The 25025-nt window shown below is 44.4% G+C and carries 26 protein-coding genes; 22 read left to right on the top strand and 4 right to left on the bottom strand.

Going from position 1 to position 25025, the window contains the following annotated elements; genetic code table 11:
- Positions 1–350: 350 nt before the first annotated feature.
- A complete protein-coding gene (locus R7044_RS03485; RefSeq protein ID WP_064354473.1) occupies positions 351–1112 on the top strand; it encodes a hypothetical protein in 762 nt (253 codons plus the stop codon).
- 102 nt (positions 1113–1214) lie between these two features.
- Positions 1215–2246, top strand: a complete 1032-nt coding sequence (locus R7044_RS03480) for a cytosolic protein (protein WP_205391285.1) — start codon at positions 1215–1217, stop codon at positions 2244–2246.
- A gap of 163 nt (positions 2247–2409) precedes the next feature.
- On the opposite strand, the gene R7044_RS03475 is transcribed toward R7044_RS03480, so the two are convergent.
- Together R7044_RS03475 and R7044_RS03470 are read right to left on the bottom strand one after the other, a co-directional pair.
- A complete protein-coding gene (locus R7044_RS03475) occupies positions 2410–2766 on the bottom strand; it encodes a YibL family ribosome-associated protein (protein WP_005374274.1) in 357 nt (118 codons plus the stop codon).
- A gap of 85 nt (positions 2767–2851) precedes the next feature.
- Positions 2852–3847, bottom strand: coding sequence for a 2-hydroxyacid dehydrogenase (locus tag R7044_RS03470; protein WP_054579202.1), 996 nt, complete (start codon positions 3845–3847; stop codon positions 2852–2854).
- Positions 3848–4088: 241 nt separating this feature from the next.
- Here R7044_RS03470 and R7044_RS03465 point away from each other — a divergent pair, with 241 nt between their 5' ends.
- The gene (locus R7044_RS03465; protein ID WP_017819702.1) at positions 4089–4571 is read left to right on the top strand and encodes a L,D-transpeptidase family protein; all 483 of its coding nucleotides are present in this window, start codon (positions 4089–4091) and stop codon (positions 4569–4571) included.
- 35 nt (positions 4572–4606) lie between these two features.
- Here R7044_RS03465 and R7044_RS03460 read toward each other — a convergent pair whose 3' ends face one another.
- Positions 4607–5317, bottom strand: coding sequence for a glycerophosphodiester phosphodiesterase family protein (locus R7044_RS03460; RefSeq protein ID WP_017819703.1), 711 nt, complete (start codon positions 5315–5317; stop codon positions 4607–4609).
- A 230-nt stretch (positions 5318–5547) separates the two neighbouring features.
- Between R7044_RS03460 and R7044_RS03455 the strand changes: the two genes are divergently transcribed.
- The 19 genes from R7044_RS03455 to R7044_RS03365 all read left to right on the top strand — a co-directional run bounded on the left by R7044_RS03455 (position 5548) and on the right by R7044_RS03365 (position 22577).
- Positions 5548–6213: a response regulator transcription factor gene (locus R7044_RS03455; RefSeq protein WP_005386018.1), complete on the top strand. Its 666-nt coding sequence runs from the start codon at positions 5548–5550 to the stop codon at positions 6211–6213.
- A complete protein-coding gene (locus tag R7044_RS03450; RefSeq protein ID WP_017819704.1) occupies positions 6213–7586 on the top strand; it encodes a sensor histidine kinase in 1374 nt (457 codons plus the stop codon). The genes R7044_RS03455 and R7044_RS03450 overlap by 1 nt, the downstream gene beginning before the upstream one ends.
- A gap of 207 nt (positions 7587–7793) precedes the next feature.
- The gene (locus R7044_RS03445; RefSeq protein WP_161440718.1) at positions 7794–9887 is read left to right on the top strand and encodes a TonB-dependent siderophore receptor; all 2094 of its coding nucleotides are present in this window, start codon (positions 7794–7796) and stop codon (positions 9885–9887) included.
- Between the two features lie 74 nt (positions 9888–9961).
- On the top strand, positions 9962–10729 hold the full coding sequence (locus R7044_RS03440) for a DUF3450 domain-containing protein (protein ID WP_085569258.1): 768 nt from the start codon (positions 9962–9964) through the stop codon (positions 10727–10729).
- On the top strand, positions 10730–12097 hold the full coding sequence (locus tag R7044_RS03435; protein ID WP_085569257.1) for a MotA/TolQ/ExbB proton channel family protein: 1368 nt from the start codon (positions 10730–10732) through the stop codon (positions 12095–12097). It abuts the gene before it with no gap.
- Entirely contained in the window at positions 12097–12651 is a 555-nt protein-coding gene (locus R7044_RS03430; RefSeq protein WP_017635540.1) for a MotA/TolQ/ExbB proton channel family protein, read from the top strand. Before R7044_RS03435 ends, R7044_RS03430 begins: the two co-directional genes overlap by 1 nt.
- A complete protein-coding gene (locus R7044_RS03425) occupies positions 12648–13052 on the top strand; it encodes an ExbD/TolR family protein (RefSeq protein ID WP_005374257.1) in 405 nt (134 codons plus the stop codon). The genes R7044_RS03430 and R7044_RS03425 overlap by 4 nt, the downstream gene beginning before the upstream one ends.
- On the top strand, positions 13052–13672 hold the full coding sequence (locus R7044_RS03420; protein WP_005374256.1) for an energy transducer TonB: 621 nt from the start codon (positions 13052–13054) through the stop codon (positions 13670–13672). Before R7044_RS03425 ends, R7044_RS03420 begins: the two co-directional genes overlap by 1 nt.
- A complete protein-coding gene (locus R7044_RS03415) occupies positions 13669–14841 on the top strand; it encodes a tetratricopeptide repeat protein (RefSeq protein ID WP_017635539.1) in 1173 nt (390 codons plus the stop codon). The genes R7044_RS03420 and R7044_RS03415 overlap by 4 nt, the downstream gene beginning before the upstream one ends.
- A 133-nt stretch (positions 14842–14974) precedes the next feature.
- A complete protein-coding gene (locus R7044_RS03410) occupies positions 14975–15604 on the top strand; it encodes a PepSY-associated TM helix domain-containing protein (RefSeq protein WP_005374254.1) in 630 nt (209 codons plus the stop codon).
- Between the two features lie 21 nt (positions 15605–15625).
- Positions 15626–16165: a DUF2271 domain-containing protein gene (locus R7044_RS03405; protein ID WP_017635538.1), complete on the top strand. Its 540-nt coding sequence runs from the start codon at positions 15626–15628 to the stop codon at positions 16163–16165.
- Between the two features lie 15 nt (positions 16166–16180).
- A complete protein-coding gene (locus R7044_RS03400; RefSeq protein ID WP_005374252.1) occupies positions 16181–17011 on the top strand; it encodes a DUF4198 domain-containing protein in 831 nt (276 codons plus the stop codon).
- A gap of 42 nt (positions 17012–17053) precedes the next feature.
- The gene (locus R7044_RS03395; protein ID WP_005374251.1) at positions 17054–17374 is read left to right on the top strand and encodes a hypothetical protein; all 321 of its coding nucleotides are present in this window, start codon (positions 17054–17056) and stop codon (positions 17372–17374) included.
- The gene (locus R7044_RS03390; protein ID WP_225455352.1) at positions 17371–17922 is read left to right on the top strand and encodes a DUF6162 family protein; all 552 of its coding nucleotides are present in this window, start codon (positions 17371–17373) and stop codon (positions 17920–17922) included. Before R7044_RS03395 ends, R7044_RS03390 begins: the two co-directional genes overlap by 4 nt.
- A gap of 22 nt (positions 17923–17944) precedes the next feature.
- Complete coding sequence (locus R7044_RS03385) at positions 17945–18871, top strand: metal ABC transporter solute-binding protein, Zn/Mn family (protein ID WP_005374249.1); 927 nt, start codon at positions 17945–17947, stop codon at positions 18869–18871.
- Complete coding sequence (locus R7044_RS03380) at positions 18871–19599, top strand: metal ABC transporter ATP-binding protein (RefSeq protein WP_025768067.1); 729 nt, start codon at positions 18871–18873, stop codon at positions 19597–19599. The genes R7044_RS03385 and R7044_RS03380 overlap by 1 nt, the downstream gene beginning before the upstream one ends.
- Positions 19599–20474 carry a metal ABC transporter permease gene (locus R7044_RS03375; RefSeq protein WP_005393560.1) on the top strand — a complete coding sequence of 292 codons (876 nt, stop codon included), beginning with the start codon at positions 19599–19601 and terminating at the stop codon, positions 20472–20474. Before R7044_RS03380 ends, R7044_RS03375 begins: the two co-directional genes overlap by 1 nt.
- 22 nt (positions 20475–20496) lie before the next feature.
- Positions 20497–21366: a metal ABC transporter solute-binding protein, Zn/Mn family gene (locus R7044_RS03370; protein ID WP_225455351.1), complete on the top strand. Its 870-nt coding sequence runs from the start codon at positions 20497–20499 to the stop codon at positions 21364–21366.
- A 215-nt stretch (positions 21367–21581) separates the two neighbouring features.
- Positions 21582–22577: a porin gene (locus R7044_RS03365; RefSeq protein WP_031780879.1), complete on the top strand. Its 996-nt coding sequence runs from the start codon at positions 21582–21584 to the stop codon at positions 22575–22577.
- 215 nt (positions 22578–22792) lie between these two features.
- Here the strand turns inward: R7044_RS03365 and R7044_RS03360 are convergent, their stop codons facing one another.
- Positions 22793–24958, bottom strand: a complete 2166-nt coding sequence (locus R7044_RS03360; protein WP_225455350.1) for a S9 family peptidase — start codon at positions 24956–24958, stop codon at positions 22793–22795.
- Positions 24959–25025 lie beyond the last annotated feature (67 nt).

Raw genomic sequence — 25025 nt, 5'->3', positions numbered from 1 at the left:
TTGAAAGCACCGGTCTTGAAAACCGGCATACGTTAATAGCGTATCTAGGGTTCAAATCCCTATCTCTCCGCCACTTTTAAAAAAACCGCTGTTCTTACAGCGGTTTTTTTGTATCTGCTGTTTTTTAACCGCTGTTATCGAAACTTCTAATTGGTTTTTCTCTAGCTCTTTCTCCAAGTTTTTGCGTACCTACATTGGGTTTAGTTTACGCAGTAATACCTTCAATCGAAGACATTTCCATACGTCTCATTTGGGCTTCAAATAGAGCTTTGTTAAGTCTCAACGTGGGATGCTTAAACGCATTTTGATAGAGTCCCAGTCTAAATACTGCAAATGTACTTGGAGAAAAAATGAAGCTACTTTACTGGTTAGATGAATGGCAAGCTCTTACTCAACAAGAACAAGAGATGGCTTTACCTATCTCTGGCTACGATTTACTTGATGATGTGTTTGTGAAGTATGAACTCGTTGATCTTAACAAGCCATTGTTGTTTACATTTTCTCCTTCCGGTACTGATGTGCAGGTACAAGATTTAACTCCGGATTTTTCTCCTTGGGGCTACGAGCTCGGAATACAACAACAAGTAAACATTATTGCCTTTCAACATTTAGGACAAAGTAATTGGTTCCGTAGTCGGAATTTGATTTTCTTTCTGGAGCAGCTATCTGAGTTGCTTCATCCCTTCAAATGTCGTTTGGGTTATGGGCAAAGTCGAGGTGGCTTTGCAATTGGCGCGTTCGCTAACTTGCTGAAACTAGAACATCTTTTGTTGTTTTATCCTGTTAGCACTAAAAATAAAGCGTTAGTGCCTTGGGATGATCGGCCGAGTACTGAGCTTGCTCAGCAGTTTGCTTGGGAAAGCGGCTACCATGATCGAGATTTGGGCAATGCCAAAGGTTATATTATTTATGACCCATCCAATCGCATTGATCGTCTCCATGCTAAACGTTATCCAGAGCTTACCCATTTAAAAGTCGTCGGTATGGGACACGGCACTCAATCCACACAATTAGATAAATTAGAATTTTTTAATCTGGTGGCGCAGGAGTTTGTTCGCCATCAAACCTTAGATATTGACCAATTTAATAAGCAAATTCACGCTTTGTTTTAAAAGAGGACTGATATCAGAGTCCCCTGTAACCAGGGGGAGATGATCACACACTAAAACTAGATTTTTAACACAATTGCTAGGCGCAATTTAGATGGAGGATTAATGAAGTTACTGTACTGGTTGGATGAATGGCTGGCTCTTTCTCGTGAAGAACAGCAAACCAGGCCACCGATGTCCGGGGAGGACTTACTTGATGATGTATTTGTTAAGTATGAGTTTGTCGACCGCAATAAACCGTTGTTGTTCACCTTTTCCCCTGCTGGTACGAATCTACAAGTACAGGACTTACACTCAGACTTTGCGCCTTGGGGCTATCGCTTAGCCCAGAAACAAAAAGTAAATATTATTTCATTTCAGCATCTTGGGAAAAGTAACTGGTTTCGTAGCCGTAATTTAATTTTCTTTCTAGAGCAACTGTCGACTTTACTTGAGCCCTTTGAATGTCGTTTAGGCTATGGACTTAGCCGCGGTGGTTTTGCTATTGGTGCCTTTTCCAATCTATTAAAGTTGGATCAAGTATTGATGTTTCACCCGGTCAGCACAAAAAACAAAGTTTTGGTGCCATGGGATGATAGGCCAAGTACTGAATTAGCCCAACAATTTGATTGGGAAGGAAAGTATCACGACCTTGACCTTGGCGATGCAAAAGGCTACATCATTTATGATCCAACTAATGAAATCGACCGCCTTCACGCCAAACGCTACCCAGAGCTCACTCACTTAAGAGTCTTCGGGATGGGACATGGTACCCACGCGACGTATTTGAATAAATTCGGTTTTTATAAGCAAGTGGCCGTAGACTTTATACGTTATCAGAAGATAGATATAGCGCAGTTTCGTCATCAGACCAAAACGCTGCGCTTAAAAGAAGATTACTATCAGTGCCTTAACAAGGCGAATGCGAGCTCACAGCATCGTTTAAACTTACTGAGTACCGCTCATAATGTACTAATTGAAGAAAAGAAAGAACATGTGAAGGAGCATCAAGCACAAATCGATATTCAGCCACTTGTTGATATTGCACTTAAGCATGAGTATGACAACCCGCAAGATGCAGTACAACTTTTGGAAGTCGCTCAGCAGTTGGTTCCGAATGATCCCGTTGTGGAGCACAAGTTGCAGCAACTGTCGTAACGTTGAGATATAATGCGGACGATATTGGTCGAAATAGGTCAGTGGCTTTTGTCGCTGGCCTTTTTAATAGCTTATGGATTGATATTTCGATGAAATCTAATGAAGCAGTACAAAATAAAAAGCCCAAGCAAATGCTTGGGCTCCATAAATGTTAATGCGAGTTTTAAAACTCTTTTGGCGCAAAGCCTGTCATCACATCAAGGCGAAGTTCTTTACCAACTTTTGTTAATGGGTGAACGATTACTAAGCCGCGTACGCGTTTTTTCAGTTTGCCGATGTCCGCTTGTTCTGCTTTGGTGATTTCACGAGAGAAAGGCATATCAAGTAAGCTTTTACGTTCTTTGTTCAGCTCATAGTTTTGCTTGTGCTTTAACTGGTTAAGCTTTTTGGTAAGCTGTTCTACTTCATCCGTGAACTTTGTAATCATTTCGTGATCACCACGAGAACGTGCCGCATCAAGTTTACGTTGGCATGTATCTAAACGGTTGTGCAGCTTTTGAATATCAGTTTTTATGCTCATGGTAATTTGGCTCAAATTTTAAATAGTCGAGGAGTATAGCATAGCTGAGATCACACGCTCTACTATACTTCTCGATTGTCTGGCTTTAGTTAATCAGTTCATTGCCCGATACGTTACCAGAGAAAAAGGCTTCGACGTTATCAAGCGTCACAGAGGCAATGTTATTAAGTGCTTCGTGAGTCAAGAATGCTTGGTGGCCAGTAAACAGCACGTTATGACAAGCCGATAAACGGCGGAAAACATCATCGACAATGACATCGTTAGATTTATCTTGGAAGAATAAGTCTTTTTCATTGTCATACACGTCTAGGCCAAGCGCACCAATCTTACCTTGTTTCAACGCTTCTATCGCCGCTAGTGAATCTAGCAACTCGCCTCGACTGGTGTTAATGATCATTACACCATCTTTCATTTGCGCGAAGGCTTTTTCGTTCAATAAGTGATAGTTTTCTTCACTCATTGGACAATGGAGAGAGATAATATCCGCATTAGCGTAGATTTCTTCAAGCGAACAGTAACGGGCTCCCATTTCTAGCGCTAATGGGTTTTCGTAGGGGTCGTAGCAAAGCAGTTCCATGCCAAGCCCTTTGAAGATACGCATCGTCGCGATACCAATCTTACCCGTACCAATAACACCAACGGTTTTTCCGAAAAAGTTAAAGCCAACAAGACCCTCTAGCGAGAAGTTGGCGTCACGTGTGCGTTGGTAGGCCTTGTGAAGACGGCGGTTTAGGCACATCATTAAACCAACCGTGTGCTCTGCCACTGCTTCTGGTGAGTAAGCAGGAACTCGAACCACTTGTAAGCCTAGTTCTTTGGCTGCTTGTTGATCAACTTTATCATATCCCGCGCAGCGCATAGCAATAAGCTTGGTCCCGCCCAGAGAAAGCTGTTTAAGGACAGGAGCTGAAAGATCATCATTAACAAACGCACATACGACATCACTGCCGTGCGCCATCTTGGCTGTTTTTTCGGTTAATCGGAAGTCGTGATAGTGAAATTCAAAATCGCGGTTATTTTTAATTTTATTAAAAGAGGCTTCGTCGTAGGATTTTGCACTAAAAAAAGCAATGTTAATCATGGTTCCCTCTCAAAAAGTGCGGACTTTATAAATAAATATGCTTATAAAGTAATGCAACTTAGCCGCAATGAATAGAGAAATCTTCTCTTTGACTTTTGTTGTATCAAATAACGATAAGAAGTACGCCTTTCAGCGAGTCTATCTTATGGTTCCGCATTAGATACTGTTTGCTTTACGAGCATTAACTGACTAGCATTATCGCTCTTTTCTTGTTCACTTTATTAGCTTAGGCGTTACGACAATGTCAGTAAAATGGTGCTCTATGTTCTTGTGTTGTGTGTTTGCTTCTGGCACTCACGCAGCTGTTGACCTCGTTAAAGTCGACAAGTCTAAGCGTCGAATGTATTTGATGGAACAAGGAGCAGTGCTAAAAGAATACCGAATTGCTTTAGGAGCGAACCCTCAAGGACATAAACAAGAAGAGGGAGACAATCGCACACCAGAGGGCGAATACACTCTAGATTATGTTATAGAGGACTCTGCTTTTTATCGTTCTGTGCATATCAGTTACCCTGATGCGATTGATACGTTGGAAGCGAAGCGCCGAGGTGTGTCCCCTGGAGGGAACATCAAAATTCATGGCTTAAAAAACGGTGAGAGTCAGTTGCCGATTTACATCCAAAGTTTTGATTGGACTAATGGGTGTATTGCGATTACCAACGAGGAGATGGACGAATTTATCCAGCTTGTCGAGATGGGGACACCAATTCAGATTGAGTGGTAACAAAAGGTCCCCTTTAATGTTCTGGCTCTTATAGGCTATGGCATAAAGCGCTGTGGATGATCACTAAAAATACCGTCTAACTGAGGCAGGTATTTCAGTTTATTTGGATTGTTCACCGTATAGCACATCACTTTGTAACCGGCTTGTTGGAGTTTGTTTATCTGGCGAGTACGAACCCAGTTAATATTTAGGTTGCAGCTATAGGCACTAACTTCTTCCAAAAGGCGTTTATCTTTTCTCGTAAAGAATTCACTTAACACACCCAATCGGTAGCCACTGCAGTATTTGTGCATCGCTCTAATGACGTCATGACTAAAGCTCGATAGGAGTACATTCTCTTGCGGCATTGGACTTTTTGTTAACGCATTGGCGAGAGTCTGCGCCACTTCTTCCGCTGGATGGTTGTCTACTTTAACTTCGATATTCAAGTTAAGCTTATTCTCAGTAGCTAAAGTGAGCAGTTCATCTAGTGTCACGATCTTCTCGCCTGAAAAGTCTGTGCTAAACCAACTACCGAAATCTAATGCTTTTAAGTCTTCCAGGGTGAGCTCATCAACACGCCCTTGTCCATTGCTGCATCGATTGACGGTATGATCATGGCAAACCACTAAAACATTATCTTTGGTAGGCTGTATATCCACTTCCACCCACTTCAACCCCAGGTCAATGGCTGCCTGAATGCTTATTTTTGTATTCTCAGGGTATGAACCTGCCACGCCACGGTGACCAATTAATAACGTTTCCATTCGCTTTATCTTTTGCTTTGCGGTTGCCTGATTGTACTCGTTTTTTCTATGAAGATATATCTAGGTGCATATTGTTAGGAACCTTTAGTACAAGTGAACATTAAACTCTAATAGTACGTTGCTGCTTCTTGGACTGAGTCCTGTGGACTTAAAGCCTTAGAGTGTGTAGTTGTTTAATTGGTAAATGAGTAATAAAATGCGAACCATTTTTATTTGAATGGTGAGTGGTAATGTCACGAGTTTTGATAGTCGATGATGACGTTCCTTTGTGTGAGCTGTTAGAAGCGGTTTTGCAAGAGGAGGGCTACATCGTATCTTCTGTGCATTGCGGTGAAAGTGCGCTGCAATATATGGAAAAAACGCCTGTAGATCTTGTATTGCTTGATGTCATGTTACCAAACCTTAACGGCATGCAAGTTGCTCGTAGGATCTGTCAGCGCTTCGCGACACCTATTCTAATGCTTACCGCTCTCAACGATGAAAACTCGATGCTTGATGGTTACCAAGCGGGGGCCGATCAGTATATCGGAAAGCCCTTTAATGTCGCTGAGCTTCTAATGCGCATCAAAGCGATTCTTCGTCGTGTTGGCTTGGAACGTCAACGTCAGACGATGTGTAGTACCGTTCAAACGATCAGCGACCAGCTTAATAGCTTACCCCTCACAAGTACGGAAGCTGAACTATTGAGCTACTTGGTAAAAAACCAAGGAGTCGTGATTTCAAAAGCAGAGCTTCAAACTGAAGTGTTAAAGAAAGAGCTGAGTCCTTTTGATCGCAACCTTGATATGCACATCAGTAACATACGTCGCAAGTTAGTTGAAGCGGGGCTTTCCAAGCAACATATCAAAACCTTCCGTGGCAAAGGTTACAGTTATTTAGAGGCTGTAAACCGTTAATGAAGCTCCGATGTCCACCTTTTATTGCAAAACGTAAAGATAGCTTAGCGTTCAAGTTATTTAGTTGCATGACCGCAATTGTCATTAGTATTTTGGTCGTGCAATCCTTAGCGGAACAAGCTCTGGTGAAAGCCATGTTGAAAGTGCCCGATAGTGTGCGAGAAGAAATGCTAGACCTTGCACATCAAGCCAATGTATTGATTGAGCACGGAGACATGGACGAACTTGCTGACTGGGCAAATGCGCAAAACTTTTATTTATTTGTGTTGAATGAACATCAGCAACCAGTTACGCACCGTCTGATGCATCCGCACTTCGAGTTCAAACTTCAATTTAAGAGAAGCATTGATGATCAACTTGAGGGGAAAGTGAATCGCCCCATCATCAATATTCCTTTAGTTCATGGCAATACTTTAGTGATTCAATTGCCACATCGACTGCACCCTGCAAATGACTTCATTCTGTATTTCTCTATTCTCAAAGTCGTGATTGCAGTGGTTATTTTGGCGCTCTTTTCGCTGCTAATGGCACGTAACTTACAGCAACCATTGGATCGATTGAGAGAAGCAAGCAAAAAGCTATCTAATGGCGATTTTAATGTCAGTGTCGTGAAAGAGCTGAAGTCGAGCACGCGTGAGTTTAACGAGTTAGCGCAAGATTTCGATCACATGACGCAACAGATTCATTCTCTCGCTGAAAAGCAGCGACTGCTTATAAGAGATGTCTCTCACGAATTGAGAACGCCGTTAGCGAGGCAGAACTTGGTTCTGCATCTTTTGCGAAAGCGTGTTGGAGAAAGTGAGCAAAGCCTAGTGGCAAGGCTAGAAGATGAAGCAAAAGAGCTAAACCATTTGATCAGCGATATATTGGAGTTCAGTCGCTTGGAAAATGCGCGCTTCGACAAAGCCACGAAACGCTGTGATTTAGAAGTTTTGCTCTCCCCGCAAGTAGAACGTTGCAAAATAGATTTGAAGTCAGAACAGACGTTGTCTTTCCGCTCAGAAGCTGTATGTGCTAAAGCCATTTGTGAAGAAACGCTGGTCATTCGTTGTTTGAACAATCTTATTGGTAATGCCATTAAATATTCAGGACCAGCATCTCAGATAGAAGTTTCTCTGGAAAATTATGTCAAAGAAGGGCAGCAGTTCACCACCATGTCAGTATCTGATGATGGGCCTGGTATTCCAGAGAACAAGCTGGTCGATATTTTTGATCCGTTTACACGCTTAGATGCTTCTAGAGATAAAAAGCTTGGTGGCTACGGTTTAGGTCTTGCGATTGTCAAAGAATCCATGCGTATTATGGGTGGAGCAGTCACGGCGAAAAACCGTGAGCAAGGCGGTTTGAGGGTTACTTTAGTGTTCAAGCAATAAGTATGATTAAGTCGTAATTTTTGTGATTAATGTCACATTATCATGGCGCATCATCAGAGAGTACTTTACAAAAGTTTGCAAATGCAAAGAATGTAAATTTAATGCAAATGGTAATACTTATCACTTATATTCACCCGCGAAATAATTAAGAGGGAATCGCATTCAACAAGTATGTGACCCGAAAAATAATAATCGGAGTGAAAGGATATGTTTACTAAGAGCCATTTGGCGTTAGTGATCGGTGCAGTGTTAGCAACACCTGCAGTGGCGGAAGTTCAAACAGACGAACATGTAGTTGTAGAAGGTCGAGAGTTCGGCTACAAGGCAGATACAAACAGTACAGCAATGCGCATGGAAATGACGCAGCTGGAAACGCCGGGACAAGTAGCGGTTATCGATGAAACGGTAATTGATGAGCAGCGTGCAAGTACACTTGGTGAAGTGCTACGTAACGATGCAAGTGTTAGCGCGGGTGGTACAAGCCGTAACCGCGAACGTTTCTCTCTACGTGGTTTTGAACTTAGCAGTTCAGACGGTTTTCTTCGTGATGGTCGTCAACACTGGTCACACTACCGTCAGCCAATTGAGCTTTTAGAGCGTGTTGAAGTGCTTAAAGGTCCATCAGGTCTGCTATACGGTAAATCTGAGCCGGGTGGTTTGGTAAACATGGTTTCGAAAAAACCAACAACTCAAACACAAGCAAGTTTGAGTCAAGATCTAGGTTCGAATGATCACTCACGCACTGTGCTTGATGTGAGTGGCGCGCTAAATGATGCAGAGACACTGCGAGCGCGCGCAATTTTTGCCAAAGAAAGCTACGGCTCTTGGCGCAGGTACGGTGATGGCACTGAGCCTAAAACAGATCGTACGGTAGCTGGCCTAGTGGTTGAGTACGATATCACAGACAACTTTATGGTATCGGCTCATTACGATCGCACGAAAGACGACGGTAGCGTGGACTCTGGCGCATACATTGTTGATGGCAAAGCGGTTCGCGGTGATAAGTACATTTGGGATGCGCAGTGGTCTGAAATTGATAACGAAGTAGAAAACTACGGTGTCGATATTAATGCGCAAGTCACGGATAACGTGAACGTAAAAGCAGGTTACAACCGCCAAGACTTTAAGCGTTTTGATGTAGAGTCTTACCCTAAGTTTGATCAGTATGAAGAGTTAAATACGATTAAGCATCGAGGCAACGATCGCTCCGATAATTGGGTATTTGATACTGCATATATAGATGTGACGACGGACTTTACTTTGTTCGGTACGGAAAACACGTTGTTAGTGGGCGCTAACTACTTAGATTACAGTTATGATCGCTTTATGGCATTTCATAATGAGGCGAGTATTGCGCCAGGAGAAACGGTGCCTAAGCCTAGCTATAGTAGTTCGAGGAAATCACCAACAGCTGAGTACGATACTTGGGGTATCTACGCGCAAAATATGATGACGATTAATGATTACTGGCAAGTGCTTGCAGGTGTTCGTTATGACGAAAAGCGTGATGATGAACTGACCGAAAACCAAGTTTCTCCAAAGTTAGGTGTGATATTCCACCCATCGACGAATGGCTCGGTTTACGTTCAGTATTCTGAAAGCTTCATGCCTCAAGGTGAAGTCAGCAACGGTAGTCGTACCTACATCAATGAAGGTGAGAAACTCGACGCTGAGCGTGGTATCTCTTATGAAATCGGTACGAAGTGGGAACTGTTTGATCAGCGTTTATTTGTATCTGGTGCTGTGTTTGATATCACGTTAGAGAACATCTCGCTGGATGTTGAAAGCGGCAAAGACGCGGGCGGCAATCTCCTACACAAGAAAACGCAAGGTGGTGAGCAAGTTCACAAAGGCGCTGAGTTAATGGCTCAAGGTTTTGTGACCCCAGAGTTGTCGCTAACCGCTTCTGCAATGTATTTGGATGCAGAGCTTAAGAAGGCAGAAAGATATGAAGGTAACCGCCCTGTAGACGTGCCAGAGTTCTCGGCAAGTCTATGGTCTAGCTACAAGGTTCAAGACAACACTAACTTAAACCTTGGTTTGATTTATGAAGGTGATCGCTACGGTGATGCAAAGAACACCTTCAAGAAAGATGGCTACGCTCGCGTTGATATGGGCGTGTCATACAAACATAAGTACGATGAGAACTTGGATATTATTGCTCGATTCAATGTCGAAAACTTATTCGATACTGACTACTTCGCAGGTGGTGGTAGCACGAATGGCGAGCAAAAAGGTGCGAGTGGGGTTGTGGTTGGAGAAAGCCGCAACTACATGGCAACAATCCAGTTCAAGTACTGATAACAATTTGATTATTAAAGGGGAAGGGTAGTCTTCCCCTTTGGTCGTTTTTGGAACACAGAAATATAACTCGTATGAATCTAATGAAATCAAGTATCGCTCTGTTGATATCATCGGTTTTGATTCCCGCTCACGCGGCGAACTTAAACGATGCACAAGCTGTGCAGAGTAAAACAAACCAGTCGTCGGCGGTAAGCCAAAAACGTATTGATGCAAGCGCAGAAAAATCACTTACTCTAGAAGCTGAAATTGAGCAGCTGCAAGAGGAAGTCGGTAACTTGAAGATTTATCGCGATCATCTTGCAAGCCTTGTTGAAAGTCAAAATCAAGAAGTTGATAGCTTGAACGAGCAAATTGAGCAGATTGCTCAAACTCGTCAAGGTGTCGTGCCTTTGATGTATCACATGCTTGAGGGCTTAAAAGTGCTCGTCGCTAACGACAAGCCTATACGCAAAGCGCAACGTGAGGAGCGAATTGCAAAGCTGGATTCCATGATGACGCGTGCAGACGTTGCGGATGCAGAGAAGTTTCGTCGTATTTTAGAAGCGTACCAAATTGAAATGGATTACGGCACCAAGCTTGGCGTTTACCAAGGCAAGATTAACCTGGGTGACAATGAAGTTGTGGAGGCGGACATTCTCTATTTAGGCCGTTTGTCTTTGGTAGCGCGTAGCTTATCTGGTGACACATTTTGGAGCTGGTCGCAGCAACAACACGCATGGCAACAAGTGGGTTCTGAGCAAAAATCAGAGCTAGACAAAGCGTTCGCTATGGCGAATAAACAGATCGCGCCGAGCATGTTAACTCTGCCAGTGTCGTTAACCGCTGCGGAGGGCAAATAAATGATGAAAAAATGGTTATCGGTTGCATTAATCTCGACAGCCGCATTAATGCCTCATACAACTTTTGCTAGTGATGCGTTGTTACAAAAGGCGCAGCAAGAAAATCGTCAACAGCAATCGCACAATGTCGCGCGTGAATCAGGTTTTAAGCAAACAGAGCAAGAGCTACAGACTATAAAGAATAAATTGGTGGCAGAGCGGGCTGCTCTTCAAGCAGAAGCGGACTCATTAAGTGTTACCTTCGGTGAAAATGAAGCAGAACTGGCACAGCTAGAAGAAAAGTTGCGTCTAGAAACCGGGAGCCTAGGTGAGTTATTTGGCGTCGTTCGCCAGAACGCAAAAGAGCTAGAGTCTGAGCTAAAAAGCTCAGTAACCGGTGTTGATGCAAACTCATATCAGAAAGATATCGATGCTATTGTTGCGGCTAAATCACTGCCAACGTTGACCCAACTTCAGGCGATGTGGCGCAGCATGGAAGAACAAATCAAAGCAAGCGGTGAAATGGCAAACGTCTCTTTCACACTGCTAAATGGCGAAGGTCGTGAACAAACGGTTAATGGTGTTCGTCTTGGTTCTATGGCGCTGCTGGATAAGACTGGCTACGTTAAGTGGAATGGTCAACGCGGAGACGCGGTAAACTATCTTCGTCAGCCTGAGAACGGTCCAACAGCGAATACTATTTCCTCTGGTGACATTGATGCACTTGTCATTGATCCGTCACGTGGCATTCTTCTTGAACAGCTTGCAAACTCACCGACTTTGGCTGATCGCCTAAATGCGGGTGGCGTTGTCGGTAAAATCATCCTTGGTTTATTGGCTATCGGCCTATTGATTGCGCTCGTACGTGGTGCATCACTGATGATTTCGCGCCAGAAAATCATGAAGCAACTGAAAACCCCAGCGCAGCCAGGAGACAACCCTTTGGGTCGCGTGCTAGCGGTATACCAGAAAGACAAGCATCGCAGCGTAGAAGCGTTAGAACTACGTCTTTTGGAAGCTGTTGTTGATGAGCAAACCCACCTAGAAAAAGGGTTGTCGATGCTTAAGCTTCTTGCAGCTCTAGCTCCTATGCTTGGCCTACTAGGCACGGTAACGGGTATGATCGAAACCTTCCAGGTCATCACTCAATTTGGTAATGGTGATCCGAAAGTAATGGCGGGTGGTATTTCAATGGCACTTGTGACTACCGTACTTGGCCTTGTTTCAGCCATGCCTTTGCTATTAGCGCACAACGTATTGAGCTCTCAAGCAGAAAATATTCGCAGTATCTTAGAAAAACAAGGCATCGGTTTAGTTGCAGAACAAGCTGAGCGTGATATGCCGAGTAACAAAAGCCATTCTAACACCTTAGCGGAGAACGCAGCGTAATGGAGCAGATCCTACTCAGCACATTGGGTTTGATCAGTGAGGATTGGGCCACAACCTTGATGAGCTTTATGCAGCAAGGTGGTCAAATCCTATGGTGGTTGGCCGCCGTCGTGGCGGTGTGCTGGCTGTTGGTTATGGAGCGAGTTATTTATCTCACAACGGTTTTCCCTGGGGTAAAAAAACAGCTTTGTGAGCAGTGGCAAGCAAGATCAGAGCACCACTCTTGGTACGCGCATCAAATTCGTGAAGGATGGATTGCAAAAGCGCAAATCGAACTGCGCCAAAACCTATCGACTATTAAGCTACTTGTGGCGGTTTGCCCAATGCTAGGGTTGTTAGGGACGGTGACAGGCATGATTACGGTGTTTGACGTAATGGCATCGCAAGGCAGCAGCAATCCGAAATTGATGGCTTCTGGTATCTCACTTGCTACGCTGCCAACCATGGCGGGTATGGTAGCAGCGCTTGCGGGCATGTTTATTCATGCTCGCCTTAGCAAAGTGTGTGAACGAAAAGCTATCCAGTTAGAACAATCTTTAAGGAGTCAAAAGTGAGACTCGGACGCAGACCTAACCAACAAGATGAAGCTCAAGTCGATTTAACCTCGATGCTTGATATCGTCTTCATCATGTTGATCTTCTTCATTGTGACCAGTTCGTTTGTACGTGAATCCGGTGTAGAAGTGAATCGCCCTCAGGCTTCTAATGTAGTAAGCCAAAAAGACGCGGGCATTTTTATCGCAGTAACGGCAGCGAATGATGTGTACATCGACAAACGAGTGGTTGATATTGAGCGTGTTGAGGCCTCTATTGAGCACCTGTTACTTGATCAGCCTGATGCTTCGTTAGTTATCCAAGCTGACGAGCATGCTTACAATGGCACTGTCGTGAAAGTGATGGACGCTGCAAAGGCGGCAGGTGTGAAGAACATTGCATTGGCGGCGGAGAAACCTTAATGGGCAGGCTGTTACTTGCACTACCAGCATCACTGTTAATTTCTGTGAGCTTGTTTAGCTTTATGGCGTGGATGGTTGATAAAGGCAACCAGCGTGCGCCAGAAGCTTCAGAAGCCGTTCGTTTTGATATGGTGATGGTAGAGAATGAAGCAGACGTGCAGCGTCGTCAACGTTCAGTGCCGGAGCAACCAGAACCACCTCAAGCGCCGGAGCCAATGGATCTGTCTCAAGCTGACACTCAAATGGAACCAATGAGTCAGATGACGCCAGTCAGTGCTTTAGGTTTAAACACTGCCCTTGAAGGCATCGCGATTAGTGCACCAAACTTGAAGGGAACAATGGGCAACCAGCAAGCACTGCCGTTGTATCGTGTTGATCCTCGCTATCCAAGTAAGGCGCTGAAACGTAGAGTGGAAGGTTATGTCATTATGCGTTTCACGATCGATGCAACTGGACGACCAAAAGATATTGAAGTGATCGAGGCTGAGCCCGAGCGCATGTTTGAAAGGGAAGCAATCCGTGCGCTTAAAAAATGGAAGTATCAGCCAAAAGTTGAGGATGGTGTGTCAATTGAGCAGTTCGGACAAACCGCTAAAGTGGAGTTCAAGTTAGCCAAATGATGAAAAAATTCTTAATCGGTACGGTATTAAGCCTGAGTGCACTCTCAACCATTGCCAGTGAGTTAAGCCAATACACCGCAGCGAGAGTTCAACGAGCACATAATTTGGCTCAAGAAGAGAAACTGAAAGAAGCAATTTCATCTCTTGAAGCTATGGAGCTTTCTCGTGGATATGACCAAGCTTATGTCGCTCGAATGTTGGGTATTTTTTACTGGCAGAACGAGCAAACTCAAGCGGCGATTAAGCAACTTGAGTTGGCAGTCAATAGTGGTTTGCTACAAGATGAGCAAGCATGGCAAACCCGAAAAATGTTGGCTGATATACTGCTGAACGAGCAACGTTTTTCTAAGGCTTTACCTCATTACTATGCCTTGAGCAAAAACATTCCTAAAGGTCAAAAAGCGCATGAGCTATGGCTGCGTATTTCCCAATCTCATTATCAACTGAGTCAGTGGCAAAAAGTGCTTTCAGCAATGGCTCGTTATGAGAAATTTGGTCAGCCAGACAAGCTTGGCGCATTGTCGATAAAGCTTTCTGCTGAGCTAGAACTGAAAAAGTGGAAGCCGGCAATCTCGACCATCAAACGCTTAATCGTGATTGAACCTGAGCGAATTGAATGGTGGCGTCAGCTTGTTGCTCTATACCTACGGGTTGATGACAACAAACGTGCCCTAGACTCTTTGGCGTTGGCAAAACTGAAAGGGTTACAACTTAGCCAAGATGACTTAAAGCTGCTGGCACAATTGTACGCGAAACGAGGTATTCCTGAGAGAGCTGCGTTGGTGATGAACGAGCTAGAGGATGTAAACTCGAATAGTAAGCTAAAAGCTCAGCAAGCAACGTATTGGCAAATGGCAAAAGAGTGGGAAGAGTCTATTGATAGCTGGCGTATTGCAGCTCAGCTAGATAGGCAGTATTACTGGAACTATTCTCAACTGTTGGTGCAAGAAGGCCATTATAAAGATGCCATTGCCGCGCTCGATAAGGTCAGAGGTCGTAAAGCGGATGTTGCACTTATCAAAACTCGCGCTTACTACAAACTTAAGCGGTTTGACGATGCGCTCGCTAATGCCAAAAGAGCGAATGAGATTAAGCCATCGAATCAGGCAAAGAGTTGGGTTAAGTATCTATCACAGCTACGCAAAGTAGAATCGACGCAGAACTCATAGCGAACATTTTTATTAAATACCCGAGCTCAGTCTCGGGTATTTTTTTGTTTAAAGTAAACAATGTAAATTAAATGCCAATACGAATGATTATCACCTAAATTATGCCCCACATTTATTGGTGATGATTGTTTCTATGTTGCTTAAAAGCAAAGGTGTTCAAACTTGGGCTCGCCGCCTACATATCTATATTTCGATGGCTCTTCTCTTAGTTACGCTGTTTTTTGCAGTAACTGGTATTACCCTCAATCGCCCCGAATTGTTTGAACGCAGCGAACCTATCATTCAACAACATACTCTGACGGTTCCGCACTCAGTTTTATTCTCACATTCAGATACCTTTCAACCTAATCGTGAAGGGCTGGTGGCTTTCTTGACTAAAGAAACCGAGCTTCGCGGCACTCCCTCCGCACTAGATGTGTATACCGAAGTTGAGCAAGGTGAGTTGTTACTCGGAGAGCTTTCTATGGATTTTAAAGGCCCGGGTTATAACGCTACGGTCTTTATTGATATGACTACTGGTGCAGCAGACGTCGAAACGACGCACTACGGTATTGTTGCGCTGCTGAACGATCTACATAAAGGACGCAACAGTGGTGGGATTTGGAAGTGGTTTATCGACGTCACTGCGCTTTTGATGGTGTTTTTTGTTCTTACAGGCGTGTGCTTGTTACTGCCTAAGAAGAAGACGCTCAGAACGTCAATGCAATGGATGAGCTTTGGTACGTTACTGTCGCTCGTAATTTATTTTGTTGCTGTTCCATAACAGCTTTTTTAGAGAACACTTATGTTGAACACAGGAAGATTTTTCCGCCGTAATCACTTTTGTAAAGCCGCTTTGATCGCGGCTTTTACTCCTTTCTCTCTTTCCGCGGCGCCTCTACCAGATAACGCGAAGGTCGACTTCGAACTCGAACTTCCAAAGATAGATACCTCAATGTATGCACGCCCTTATGTGGCGGTTTGGGTTGAAAACGATCAGCGTAAACCGGTTAAAACCATCCAGTTATGGGTAGGGAAAGACGAATGGTTAAAAGATCTACGCAGCTGGTGGAGAAAAGCGGGTCGTTATGATCGTGAACTTGTTGATGCGGTGACTTCTGCAACACGTCCTGCTGGTCAATACCGCTTTGTCTGGGATGGAACCAATGACGCAGGGGAGCGTTTGGAACAAGGAAATTACACGTTGTACGTCGAGGTCGTTCGTGAACACGGTGGGCGAAACTACTTACGTCAAAAAATAACGCTAGCGGACAGTGACGTGCGCTATGAGCTTAAACCAACACAAGAGACGGGTGTCATCACCGTCAATTATCAAGTTAAGTGATTAAAGGACACAACAATGAAAACCAAAATGAAAGCAGTGGCATTGGCGAGTGTAATGGCAATGGGATTGGCTGTAACCACCACCGCACAAGCACATCCACGTTGGGTTCTGCCCTCTCACTTTACGGTTTCTAAAGAAGGCGGTGACTGGCTGACATTTGATGTTACTGCCTCTCACGGAACGTTTGTTTTTGATAAGCCTGCGGGTAGTGATCAGGCATTTGTGGTGATGCCGGATGGTCGCTCTGAGCGTCCTAACTTTGTTGTTCGTGGCAAGCGTCGCTCTATGTTTGATTTCTTTTTTACAGAAGAAGGCACGCACAAAGTCGCGATTAATAATCAGCCGAGCTACTACACACAATACAAAGCGGGCCGTCGTGATACGGTGAAATGGGCGCGAGCAAACAAAGCTGAGCGTGGTGACGTGCTTCCTGAGCAAGCGCGTGATGTGGTTACTCAACTAAGTTACACCCGAGCAGAAAGCTACATTACGGTTGGTATGCCAACGGACAAAGCGTTGGAGATTGAAGGCAAAATGCTGGAGATGAAACCGATCACGCATCCATCGGACATCATTGAAGGTGAGCCTGTGACTTTCCAGTTTTTCTTTAACGGAGAGCCACAAGAGGGCGTTACTGCTGAGATTACACGTGAAGGTACCATGTACCGAAACCATCAAGAACAAATCGATGTGGTGAGCGATAAAGATGGCAAAGTGATCTTCACGCCAGAAGTCGCCGGGCGCTACTTAATGAAAGCGAACTACAAAGGTGAATTAAAAGATAATCCATTGGCGGATAAAGCGAGTGCCAATGTTCACCTTACGTTTGAAACTCAACTTAACTAATCGAATTAGGCTCAGCAATTGCTGGGCCATTTTGGAATTATCATGAATAACACTTCTCTTCTAAAAGCGGTTTTGCTTTTTTCTGGATTTGCGTCCTTTCACGCTGCTGCACATTTTCCTCTGATGAGCTGTCACTTGGCGCAAGATAAAGTGATTTGTGAAGCGGGCTACTCGGATGGATCGACAGCAGTCGACTACGATGTCGAAATGTACGATTACGACGACAATCTGATCGCCAAAGAAAAAACAGATAAGCGTTCCATCGCAGAATTTACTCACCCTGAAACAGATTTCTATTTGGTATTTGATGCCGGACATGAAAGCCCGGTGGAAGTGGATATCGTTGAGCTGAAAGAGAAATGAGTGTACAGAAAGTTCGCCCTGATGATGGTAACCGAGAAGGAAAGTGGGTCGCACTGACAATCGCAGCAATTCTCAGTTCAGCAGCCATACTTATGCCCTACCATCAGGTCGCGACTGAAAAGTCAGACATGCAGTCTCATCAAGTGTTAATCACGGATTTACATCAAAATGAGTTGGGGTTGATCGCTGAGCTTAAGCTCGCTCATGAAGAGATTCGTGATTTGCAGTTAGATACCGGAACTTGGCCTGAGATCTCTGATATGGAGGTGCTTTGGATTGCTCCGTTCGTGAAAGACCAAAACTGGAAGCGTAAAGGTTCTCATCAGTGGCAACGAATTGATGACGGTGTCTACATTGGCGTGAAGACCAGTGCCCAAGGCTCTGCTTCCATGCTGTTGGATAGCCGCAGTTCTCAAGCTGATATTTGGTTTAATGATTCTAGCCGTTCGTTAAATGTGGAGGGACTAAGCGATCTAGCTAAACGCCACGATTTCGGGTGGAAACAAATCGTTCTGTCAGACTCTTCCTCTCATTCTCACGCCCATTAAGACAACATAATTGATAAGTACTATGATCAAACGCTCTCTTTTACGTCGTATTCTTACAGCCACCGCGTTATTGACGGTGTCTTCTACTGGCTTTGCTGCCGATAAACTCAGTATTGGTATTACGCTTCAACCTTATTACAGCTATGTTAAAGCCGTTGTTGGTGAGAAGGCGGACATCGTTCCTTTGGTTGATGCTGGTTTTAATCCTCACAACTATTTGCCACAACCTAATGATCTTAAGCGCTTAAATGAAATGGACGTAATAGTGATCAATGGTATTGGTCATGACGATTTTGCACTGAAAGTGATCAAGGCTTCTCAGCGTGATGATCTCGTGGTTATCGAAGCGAACAAAGAAGTGCCTTTATTGCCCGCTATGGGGCAGTCTGTTGGTCAAGGAGCAGTGAACCCTCACACCTTTGTCGGTCTATCAACAACCATTCAAAAGGTTTACACCATCGCGAGTGAGCTAAGCCAATTGGACCCAGACAATGCTACGTTCTATCGCCAAAATGCTCGTAAATACGCGAAAACATTTCGCCTGATGAAGCGTGATGCAATGTTGTCTCTTGGTGAGTTGGACACGGCTGGTATGAAGGTGGCGACAACCCACAATGCTTACGGATATATCCTTCAGGAGTTTGGTGTTGACGTTGCCGCTGTCATTGAGCCTGCTCATGGTGTTGAACCAAGTGCAAGTCAGCTACAGGAAACGATAGAGAAAATTCGTGAATCGGGCATTGATGTGCTGTTTTATGAGCTCAATATGCCGAATCGCTTTGTTGATACCATCGAAGAGGCGACTGGGGTGCAGCTTTATCGCTTTTCTCACATGACTCACGGTGAGTATGAGGCTGATAAAGTCGAGGTTGAGATGCGAGATAATGTGGAAACACTAATCGAAGCCATGAAATTTGTGGCGAGTAAGCGAGCAGGGGAAAAGGCGTAATGACTGGACCTTCCGTTTCCTTAAGTAACGTGGGCCTAAAATACGCCGACAATATCATTTTGCAGAACATCAGCGCCGAATTCGAGAACGCGAAATGTCACGTGATTATGGGACCGAACGGCGGTGGTAAAACCTCTTTGCTTCGTTCGGTACTTGGACTCACGCCATTTTCGGGAAACATAGCGCTCAATTGGCCAGAACCATCAGCTGCATCGGGGAAGATAGGGTATGTGCCACAAAAAGCGATGTTTGAAGCAAGCCTCCCGTTAACCGTGATGGATTTTGTACTGCTTAACCAAACTCGTATCCCTCTATTTTGGCGACGTAAAACGAAACAAACTCAACATGCCCTGGCCCAGCTGGATCGCGTGGGTATGGCAACGCGTTGCGATCGTCGTATGGGGCAACTCTCTGGCGGTGAGCAACAGCGTGTTTTGTTTGCGCAAGCTTTACTGGATGAGCCCAATTTATTGGTTTTAGACGAACCTACAACTGGCATGGATGAGCAAGGTGTTCGATATCTTGAAGGTTTGATTCATGAAGTCGTTGGAGAAGGCAAAACGGTACTGGCAGTGCACCATGACGTGACCGCAGTGCGCCGTTTAGATGCGCAGGTCCATGTTGTAAATCGTCAAATTGTGGCGTCAGGGCACCATTCAGATGTGCTAAGTCCTGATCGTATAGAAACATTATTCAAGCACTACACAGCAAAAGTGGAGGCTGCATAATGGATTGGTTGCGAGAGTTAGCGGTTAGCGGCGTTGAAGCTGGATGGTTAAGCGATAGCTTTTCTTATGCTTTCATGGTGAACGCAATTGTGGCAGCGCTGATATTAGGGCCATTACTTGGTGGTCTTGGTACATTAGTCATCGCCAAGCGACTGGCTTTTTTCTCTGAAGCGGTTGGGCATGCTGCGCTTACCGGAATCGCGATTGGTGTGTTGCTCGGTGAGCCGCCAGAGAATCCGATCATCGGATTGTTTAGCTTTTGTATGATTTTTGCGCTGTTACTTCACTTTGTTCGTAATCGTACGAATGTACCTTACGACACACTGGTTGGGGTTTTTCTTGCACTAGCGTTAGCGGTTGGTGCTGCGCTGTTAATGTACGTTGCTCGCAAGATCAACATTCACATGTTGGAGAACGTGTTGTTTGGCTCGATCTTGACTGTGACGGACAACGATATCCTTATTTTAGCGATCAGTTGTTTGATCATATTACTGCTTCTTATTCCAACGTTTAACCGCATTTTGCTAACTTGTATCAGCCCGGATATTGCACGTGTACGCGGCTTTAATACCAGCTTTTATGATTACTTATTTGTCATGATGATCACCTTGGTCACCATCGCCGCGGTAAAGATTATTGGCGCGGTATTGGTTGGTGCATTGCTACTGATTCCTGGTGCAACGGCTCGGTTATTGACTAAACGCATGGGCAGTTTTGTTCTCCTTTCTTCTTTATTGGCAACCATTGCGTGTTTAGTAGGAACCATACTGCCAATGGAGCTTGAGCTACCAGTGCCATCAGGCGCATCCATCATCATTGTTTCTGCGGCATTTTTCCTAACAGCAACGGTTTACCGAATTATCCAAAAAGCGTAACCATTTTTATAAAGTAATGAACATGAAGATAAAAAAATTAGCGATAACTTTTGGTTTGGTTATAGCGACAACACTTCCATCGTTGGCAAGCGCCAAAGACATTTTAACCAGCACTCCCGTCACGTACATGTTGTCTGAGCAACTCATGAAAGGTACAGGGATAGAGACTCAGTATCTGCCTCCAAAGCGTTACGGCGTTGAGCGTCTTGAAAACTGGTTCGCAAATAAAGGTACAGAGCAAGTTAAGCAAGCGGGTCAAGTCGCGACGGTTGCTATTACTCTTGGTGCGATTTGGAAACAAGACCCGACTTATGTTTACGCTCGACAGGGCAACATTCACTTGATTGAAATCGATGCATCGCAGGCCATTTCTCCTAGAGCTCAAGGAGTTGCAGTACTGACATTGGAAAACGGGTCAACATCGAAGTACGCATGGCTGAACCCTACAAACTTAATCCGAATGGCGGGCATTGTTGGAGAGGATCTACAACGTGTATATCCTGAACACCAAAAGGCTATTCAAACGAATCAACAGGTTCTTATGCTCAATGTGCGTGAACTGATCAACCAACAACAGGCAGAGATCTTCGATAAAGGCATCGATTCAGTGGTACTGATGAGTGAGTCATTAGAGGACTTTGCCTCTGGCAACCAATTGTTTGTGGTTGGGCGCGAATTTAAGCCGGAACTCGAGTGGACAGAAGAAGACAAATTATCTTTAAAAGCTCAGTTTGAACAAGATAAAACGCTATGGTTAGTGACGGATAAACAACCGTCGAAAACCTTGACATCGCTTATTAAACCGAGCCGCATACTGCAAATTGATGTTATTGACCGCTGGGGCAGTAAGGGTATCAAAACTGAGAAGCCACTCGCACGTTGGGAGATGTGACACGTAAAAAGCCACAGATTTTATGATGGGGAATGAAAAGTTCCCTATTTTTTTGTGACTCAGTTCAAAATGTGAGCATTAATACCACTGGTTGCATAAGAAAGTGTTTGTTTCATTTCTATTTCATTACTACTTTGTTATGTGTTCGTTGCGATTGATTCGGATTTAATCTGTTTCTAAGCGAACCGGTACAAACAACTATACGGATGTTAACAATGAAAATGAAAACTCTAGCCGTTGCAGTGGCGGCACTAGCATGTGGTTCACAGGCCTTCGCAGCAGAAGTTTACAACAGCGATGGTACATCTTTATCGATCGGCGGTCACGTTTCAGTTGGCGTGGGTGAGTATTTCGAAGAAGATGTAAAAGTTCACCAAGTGTCTCCACGTATTAACGTTGCGGGTAAGAAAGACATTGGCAACGGTATTACTATCGACGCTAAAGGTGAATGGGCGCTTAACTACCTAAACGGTGGCGAGCAATCGTTCAAAACTCGTCTAGGTTACATCGGTGCTACTCATGAGCAGTTTGGCCGTTTAGTAGCAGGTACTCAATGGTCACCTTACTACGATGTCGCTGGCGTTGCGGATCTACCAATCGCGTTTGCGAACGACTTTTTGTACGACAACCACGGCAACCTAGGCTCAGCTCGTGCTGATAAAATGCTTAGCTACCGTAAAGGTTTTGAATTTGGTGAAGGTTTTGCTTTCAACCTAGGTCTAGGTTGGCAAGGTGAGCAAACTTCAGATGCAACAACATACGAGCAACGTGGTCAAGTTGCATTGAGCGGTTCTGTAGCTGGCTTTGGTCTAGGCTACGTATACAGCGGCGGTGATGTTAAAAACGCGACTCTAGGTACTAAGAATGCTGAATCACACCTATTCTCTGTAAACTACGGTCAGTACGGTTCAGGTCTATACGCAGCAGTAGTATACGGTATGAACGAGTACTTCTACCAAATGCGTAAAGACACTTCTCAACTTGAAGCTCTTTTGGCATACGGCGTAAACGATTGGACATTCAGCGTTAACTACGAAGGCGTAGAAGACGAAGAAGACAACAAGACACTTTCAAGCGAAACTGCGCTACAAGCAGAGTACGCTGTAACTCCTGCTTTCGTAACGTTTGCAGCTTACCAGTTTGATCTAGGTAACGACTACAACAATGAAGAGAACGACTACTGGACTCTAGGTGCTCGTTACTACTTCTAATAAATAGGCCAGTTTCTACTGCCTAAACACATTTATTGTGTTAACGCCTACTCGTTGTGAGTAGGCGTTTTTCTTTCTGCTATCCTTTGGCTATAAGAGACGCTAGTCATTCTGTGCTTAGGTAACTCAACTCTTTGTTTAGAGAGTGCGTCTATAAAAATGCCCGCAACTTGCGGGCATTTTTTGTTGTTAGAGATACAGTTCTATTAATACGCTTATTTTTTATCGAGTAAATCGAGGAAGAAGGCATACTCTAGCGCATCTTCTTTTAAGCGCTTAAATCGACCAGATGCGCCGCCGTGTCCGGCTTCCATATCGGTTTTGAACAACAAGACGTTATCGTCTGTCTTCATTTCACGAAGTTTGGCGACCCATTTCATTGGTTCAAAGTACTGTACTTGAGAGTCGTGCAAGCCAGTCGTTACCAACATGTTCGGGTAGTTTTGCGCCTTGATGTTGTCGTAAGGCGAGTAACTCAACATATAGTCATAGTATGTTTTGTTATTTGGGTTACCCCATTCATCATACTCATTGGTGGTCAATGGAATTGATTCATCGAGCATAGTGGTTACCACGTCCACAAACGGAACATGTGCACCGATACCGCGGTACAGTTCTGGTGCTTGGTTGATGATAGCCCCCATTAAGAGACCTCCTGCAGAGCCACCAACAGCGAAGACTTTATCTTTAGCGCCATAGCCTTGTTCAACCAAACCTTTAGTGACATCAATAAAGTCGTTGAATGTGTTTTGCTTGGTTAGTTTTTTACCGTCTTCATACCAAGGGCGGCCAAGCATTTCAGATCCACGAATATGAGCAATGGCGTAAACAAAGCCGCGATCCAATAGACTCAAACGTGTCGAGCGGAAAGTTGGCTCAATGGTTGCGCCATAAGATCCATAACCATATTGGTAGAGTGGATTTGTACCATCTTTCTTAAATAAGTCTTTACGATACACCAAAGAAACGGGTACTTCTTTACCGTCACGGGCTGTGACCATGATGCGTTCTGATTGGTAATTGTTAGGATTAAAATCACCAAGTACAGGTGTTTGCTTCATGACTTCTGACCCGCCCGTTTTTAGATCGAAATCGTAGTAGGTTCCTGGAGTGGTTAAACTGCTGTAATAAATACGAACTTTCTCGTTATCCAGCTCTAGGTTACCTGTCAAATAGGCAGCAAACGCATCGTCATTAAATGTGAGGGGGAATTCTTTTCCTGTTGAAAGCTGACGTACAGTGACGCTTGCTAGGCCGTTAGAGCGCTGCTCATAGACGATGTGATCATCGAATAACTCGAAGTCGACAAGTTGAGTGTTGTTGTCTGCCGCAATCACATCTTGCCATTTAGAGCGGTCATGCATGTCATTTTGATGAACTTTCATCAAACGGAAGTTGACGGCTTGATAGTTAGTATAAATGTAGTACCAATCGCCTAGCTTAGAAATACTGTATTCAATGCCATCTTCACGAGGATAGAACGGTTTCGCCTTTGCTTTAGGGTTGTTCGCATCAATAATAGAGACCCCACTGGTTTCTGTACTCGAATGCCAGATATAAATATCTTCGCCATCTTTGCTTTTGCTTAGTGAGGTGTAATAGGCGCTGTCGGTTTCCTCAAAAATCAGCTCATCGCTGCTTTGTGGTGTGCCCAATACATGACGATAAACTTGGTAGCCCAATAAGGTCTGTGGATCTTTTTTGATGTAGTAAAAGGCGTTGTTATCGTTCTGCCATGCGACAGCGCTTGAGGCCCCTTCGATTTCATCTTGTAGGTAATTGCCTGTTGTCAGGTCTTTGATCTTAAGGGTGTACACGCGGCGGCTTAATGTATCTTCGCCATACGCCAATAAGTTTTCATTCGGACTAACGTATAGGCCGCCGATACTGAAAAATTCATGTTCTTTTGCTAGTTCATTGACATCTAAAATGATTTGTTTGTCTTTGCCTGCAAAGTCTTTAGCTCGCAAATGGACTTCGTACTCGTTATCTCCGGTCACTTCACTGGAGTAGAAGTAGTTGCCTTTACGAACCGGTACTGAGTTGTCGTCTTTTGCGATGCGCCCTTTAATTTCTTCAAATAGCGTATCTTGAAGTGTTTCAGTGTGCTTTAGAACGGTTTCTGCGTACTGATTTTCTGTCTCTAGGTGCTGTAAAATTTCAGGGTCTTTACGTTCGTCGTCACGCATCCAGTAGTAGTTATCAACGCGGGTATCGCCATGAATAGTCATCGCGTGAGGGACTTTTTTCGCAACTGGAGCTTGAGTTTGTTGAGCAACGATCTGTGTTTGGGAGTATTGAGTCATGCTGGGGATTCCTTGATTGCTGCATCCGGCGACAAGCGCGACCGAGACGGCCAACGTAGTTAAAGTGAAACGCATCTGATTTTATCCTTATTGTACACCCAAGTGGCCTCATCCTGAGGGCTGGGCTTTCATTTTGTTAGTG

The sequence above is a fragment of the Vibrio sp. 1402 genome, from assembly GCF_033340275.1.
The sequence above is the reverse complement of the archived record's forward strand: the minus strand, read 5'-3'. Positions and strand labels throughout refer to the sequence as shown.